Origin of the sequence: Duganella hordei (assembly GCF_040369125.1) — a bacterium.
GTDB classification, from domain to species: Bacteria; Pseudomonadota; Gammaproteobacteria; order Burkholderiales; family Burkholderiaceae_D; genus Rugamonas; species Rugamonas hordei.
The window spans coordinates 1-4,549 of the sequence record NZ_BPWI01000042.1; the positions used below are offsets into that span (position 1 = coordinate 1).

The window sequence follows — 4,549 nt, forward strand, 5'->3', positions numbered from 1 at the left end:
TAGCAAGTTGGTCCCACCCCTTCCCATCCCGAACAGGACCGTGAAACAACTCTGCGCCGATGATAGTGCTGCAACCAGTGTGAAAGTAGGTTATCGTCAGGCTAGTTATATGAAAAAACCCCCACCAGCCAGAACGCGCTCAAGATCGCGCTCTGTGCCGGTGGGGGATTTTTTTCGTCTGTACGGCAGTGACAATCGCCTCTACGCAACGCGCTGAACCAATTGCTGTGCAGGCACAGAATTGAGTTGTATCATTAGCTATTGCACCAGATGGTAGGGTGCGGGGTGAAATGTTTAATTGACTAGGGGTGCACTCATGTCTGCAGAAAGAAAATATCGTCTGGTAACACGCAGCGACTTCGACGGGTTGGTGTGCGCGGTACTGCTGAAGCACCTGAATATGATCGACGAAATCCTGTTCGTCCATCCGAAGGACATGCAGGATGGCAAAATCGCCATCAGCGACAACGATATTACGACCAACTTGCCGTACGTCGCCGGCGTTCACATCGCGTTTGACCACCATTTGTCGGAAACCATCCGCAATACCGGAGAGCGCAAGAACCACGTGATCCATCCCGAAGCGCCGTCCGCCGCGCGTGTGGTGTACGACTACTACGGCGGCGAAAAGGCCTTCCCCTTGTCGTGGAACGACATGATGGTGGCGGTGGACAAGGGCGACGCGGCCCGCTTCAACGAGCAGGAAGTGCTCAATCCTGAGGGCTGGGACCTGCTGAACTTCCTGATGGACGCGCGCACCGGCCTGGGCCGCTTCCGCGAGTTCCGCATCTCGAACTACAATCTGATGATGGACCTGATCGACGCCTGCAAGAACCACACGATCGAGCAGATCATGGAAATGCCGGACGTGAAGGAACGCAAGGACCTGTACTTCGAGCACAGCGAAAAGTGCAAGGAGCAGATCCGCCGTTGCGCCACCATCCACAAGAACCTGGTGGTGCTGGACTTGCGCAACGAGGAGGTCATCTTCGCCGGCAACCGTTTCATCATCTATGCGATGTTCCCGCAGACGAATATCTCGATTCACGTGCTATGGGGTCTGAAGAACCAGAACACGGTGTTCGCCACCGGCAAGTCGATCCTGAACAAGACATCGAAGACCAATATCGGCGCACTGATGCTGGAATACGGTGGCGGGGGACATGAGAACGCCGGCACCTGCCAGGTCGACAACGAACGCTCAGAGGAAGTGCTGGGAGCGTTGATCGCCAGGATCAATTCCGAGGGTTAAACGTAAAAAAGGCGCTCACTGAGCGCCTTTTCTTATTCCGCCTCTTTTTCAGGAAGGGCGACCCGGTTGTCCGTGCTGAACTGGTAATCCTTGAACACGTGTTCCGCGCTGAGCAGCTGGTAATCGCCGTTGGCTTTCTTGTGCGAGGTATCCTTCAGGCGGTAGGTGTAGTGGCCGCAGGTCCAGCAGTTGAAGTTGCGCATGTGGGTGCACAAACAGGTCTTGTCCATCACCACGATGTTCTTCTCGTCCGGATGCGCCGCCACTTCGCGGTTGTACGAGTTGATGTAGGCGCAGTTGCCGGTCGCGTCCAGCAGGTAGCCGTAGGATTCGCAGCCCGGACGGATGCCGGCGCCGATCGCCGGCGTGCTCTTCAGCATGCGCATTGGATAGCCGGTCGGCGAGATGCCGTTGACGATGATGTCTTCTTCCGACGCCTTGAAGTATTCCTGCTTGACCTTGGCCGGCAGGCCGCACTCGTTGGTGACGGTGAAGCGGGTCGCCACCTGCACGCCCGCCGCGCCCGCTTCGAGGAAGCGCACGGCGTCGCTGCCGGTGAAGATGCCGCCGGCCGCGATCAGCGGGATGTCCAGGTTCTCGGCCTTCAGGTAGTCCAGCAATTCCTGCGTGATGGTCATCAGGTCGTATTCGGCCCAGTCCATGCCGAAGCCCAGGTGGCCGCCGGCCAGCGGGCCTTCGACGATGATGTAGTCCGGCAGGCGGTCCAGCTTGGCGTTCTTGCGCAGGAAGATCTGCAGCGCGCGCACCGACGACACGATGATGCCCAGCTTGGCTTCGCGGAAGCGCGGGTGGTCGGCCATCAGCGCGAACGAGCCGAAGTGCAGGCCGGCCGACAGCGTGATGCCGTCGATGCCGGCGTCCAGCGCCGCGTTCAAACGGGTGCGCAGGGTTTCGCGCGGGCCGTTCATGGTCAGCTTTTCCATGCAGTTGACGAAGATCAGGCCCGGGCCTTTTTTCGCGGCCATGGTGGCGCCGATGTGGCGGCGCTGCGCGTCGGCCAAGCGCTCCAGGTCGAACTGCACCACGGACTTGTCCATGTTGTTGATGTTGAACTTGTAGAACTTGGTCTTGTCCTTGACGAAGCTGGTATCGAACTTGCGGTCCGACACATCTTCCACCATCGCGTCGGAGATATGGCCGATGCCGCCCAGGCGGGCCGCTTCCAGCGCCAGTTCCGAAGTCGAAATATCCACACCCATTCCGCCGACCATGATGGGCACGTACTCATTTTTGCCAAATCGCAGGCGGAAATCATCAACACGTTTCATTGCTATCCTTAGACTACCGTAGTGGTTGCCGGGACGGAGCCCGGCGCTATGCATGGTGCGGTCGCGCGGTAGTACCCAGCATGGAGCTAGTTTTATTCTACTCCATGTGTACTACAGCATTGTGACGCCTCAAAAACCGGCGCGGAGGGGAGGCCGCAGCGGATCAGTCGCGGAAGTTATTGAATTCCAACGGCATTTCCGGGACATCCTTGCGCAGCATGGCCATTGCCGCCTGCAGGTCGTCGCGCTTTGCGCCGGTAACGCGCACGGCATCGCCCTGGATGCTGGCTTGCACTTTCATCTTGCTGTCCTTGATGACGCGCACGATCTTCTTGGCGTCGTCCGACTCGATGCCGTTCTTGATCTTGATCACTTGCTTGACCTTGTCGCCGCCGACCTTCTTGATGTCGCCGTCTTCCAGGAAGCGCACGTCGACCTTGCGCTTGGCCAGCTTGTTGGTCAGTACGTCGCGCACCTGCTGCAGCTGGAATTCGGAGTCGGCGACGACGGTCAGTTCGTTTTCCTTGTGCTCGACGGAGGCGCCGGTACCCTTGAAGTCAAAACGGGTGGCGATTTCTTTTTGAGATTGCTCGACGGCATTCTTCACTTCGATCATATCGGCTTCGGAGACTACATCAAACGACGGCATAACTATTTCCTTTTCGTGTGGCATGCAGCATGCGTCAAACCCGCTGCATCAAAGACTGACATTTTAACGGACAACCGGCTCCGTGCCGCCATATCGGCGGTGGTTTTTTACTTGTTTGGCTCTATAATCGATGAAATTTCCTGGTTTTCCCCTTCATGCATCCACAGTCCCTCATCCAGCATCAGTTCCCACTGCAGTCCCTCAACACTTTCGGCATCGCCGCGACCGCGCGCGCGTATTTGCGTGTGACGGAAACAGAGCAGTTGCTCGGTGCTTTGTCAGATCCCGTATGGGCCGCTTTGCCGCGGCTGGTGCTGGGGGGCGGCAGCAATCTGCTGCTGACCGGCGACTTCAACGGGCTGGTTTTGCACATCGCATTGCTGGGCCGCGAGATCGTCGGCGGGGACGAACGCTGCCACTATGTGCGCGCGGCGGCCGGCGAGAACTGGCACGAATTCGTGCAGTGGACGCTGGATCAGGGCTTGGGCGGGCTGGAGAATCTGTCGCTGATCCCCGGCACCGTCGGTGCGGCGCCGATCCAGAACATCGGCGCCTACGGCCTGGAGACCAAGGACGTGTTTCACAGCGTGACGGTGTTCGATCCGGCCAGCGGCACGACGCGCGCGATGGATGCGGCGGCCTGCCGCTTCGCCTATCGCGACAGCGTGTTCAAGCAGGACGGCGGCCGTCAGCTGATCATACTCGACGTGACCTTTGCGCTGCCGAAGCAGTGGCAGCCGAACCTGCGTTATGCGGAACTGGCGCAGGCGGTGGCGGAGCAGGGCATTGCTGAGCCGACCGCGCGCCAGGTGGCCGACACGGTGATCGCGATCCGCCGCCGCAAGCTGCCCGATCCGGCGGTGATCGGCAATGCCGGCAGCTTCTTCAAGAATCCGGTGGTGACGGGCGCCCAGTGCGCGGCGCTGCTGGAACGGTTCCCGGCGCTGGTGCACCATTTGCAGCCGGACGGCACGGAGAAGCTGGCGGCCGGATGGCTGATCGATCAATGCGGATGGAAGGGGCGCAGCCTGGGCGCGGCGGGCGTGTACCCGAAGCAGGCGCTGGTGCTGGTGAATAACGGCGGTGCGAGCGGCGCCGACGTTGTGGCGCTGGCCAAGGCGATCCAGGCCGACGTGCAGGCGCGCTATGGCGTGCTGCTGGAACCGGAGCCGGTGTTTATCTAAGAATCGAGGTCAGAAACGGCGGGGTCAGTTCCGGCAATCTGCCACGCGTGGCAGATTGCCGGAACTGACCCTAATGCCGTTAAGTTAAGGAACTAGGCCGGCCCCAGTTAGTTGTTGTAAACATGCGCGAAGGCTGTTAACCTTCGCGCCATGCTTTCCGACGTTCTCCCTTTGA

4 protein-coding genes and 1 rRNA gene are annotated in these 4,549 nt (G+C 59.6%); 3 read left to right on the top strand and 2 right to left on the bottom strand.

The genetic code is table 11. From position 1 onward, the window contains the following. Nucleotides 1-102, top strand: a 5S ribosomal RNA gene (gene rrf, locus ABWW33_RS32880); the annotation flags it as partial. 214 nt (nt 103-316) lie between these two features. Further along, on the top strand, nt 317-1,252 hold the full coding sequence (locus ABWW33_RS32885; protein ID WP_353405612.1) for an exopolyphosphatase: 936 nt from the start codon (nt 317-319) through the stop codon (nt 1,250-1,252). 32 nt (nt 1,253-1,284) lie between these two features. Here ABWW33_RS32885 and ABWW33_RS32890 read toward each other — a convergent pair whose 3' ends face one another. Beyond that, nucleotides 1,285-2,541 carry a nitronate monooxygenase gene (locus tag ABWW33_RS32890; RefSeq protein WP_353405613.1) on the bottom strand — a complete coding sequence of 419 codons (1,257 nt, stop codon included), beginning with the start codon at nt 2,539-2,541 and terminating at the stop codon, nt 1,285-1,287. 163 nt (nt 2,542-2,704) lie between these two features. Then, nucleotides 2,705-3,190: a YajQ family cyclic di-GMP-binding protein gene (locus ABWW33_RS32895; RefSeq protein WP_176653514.1), complete on the bottom strand. Its 486-nt coding sequence runs from the start codon at nt 3,188-3,190 to the stop codon at nt 2,705-2,707. Between the two features lie 155 nt (nt 3,191-3,345). Here ABWW33_RS32895 and murB point away from each other — a divergent pair, with 155 nt between their 5' ends. Then, nucleotides 3,346-4,374, top strand: a complete 1,029-nt coding sequence (gene murB, locus ABWW33_RS32900; RefSeq protein WP_353405614.1) for a UDP-N-acetylmuramate dehydrogenase — start codon at nt 3,346-3,348, stop codon at nt 4,372-4,374. Nucleotides 4,375-4,549 lie beyond the last annotated feature (175 nt).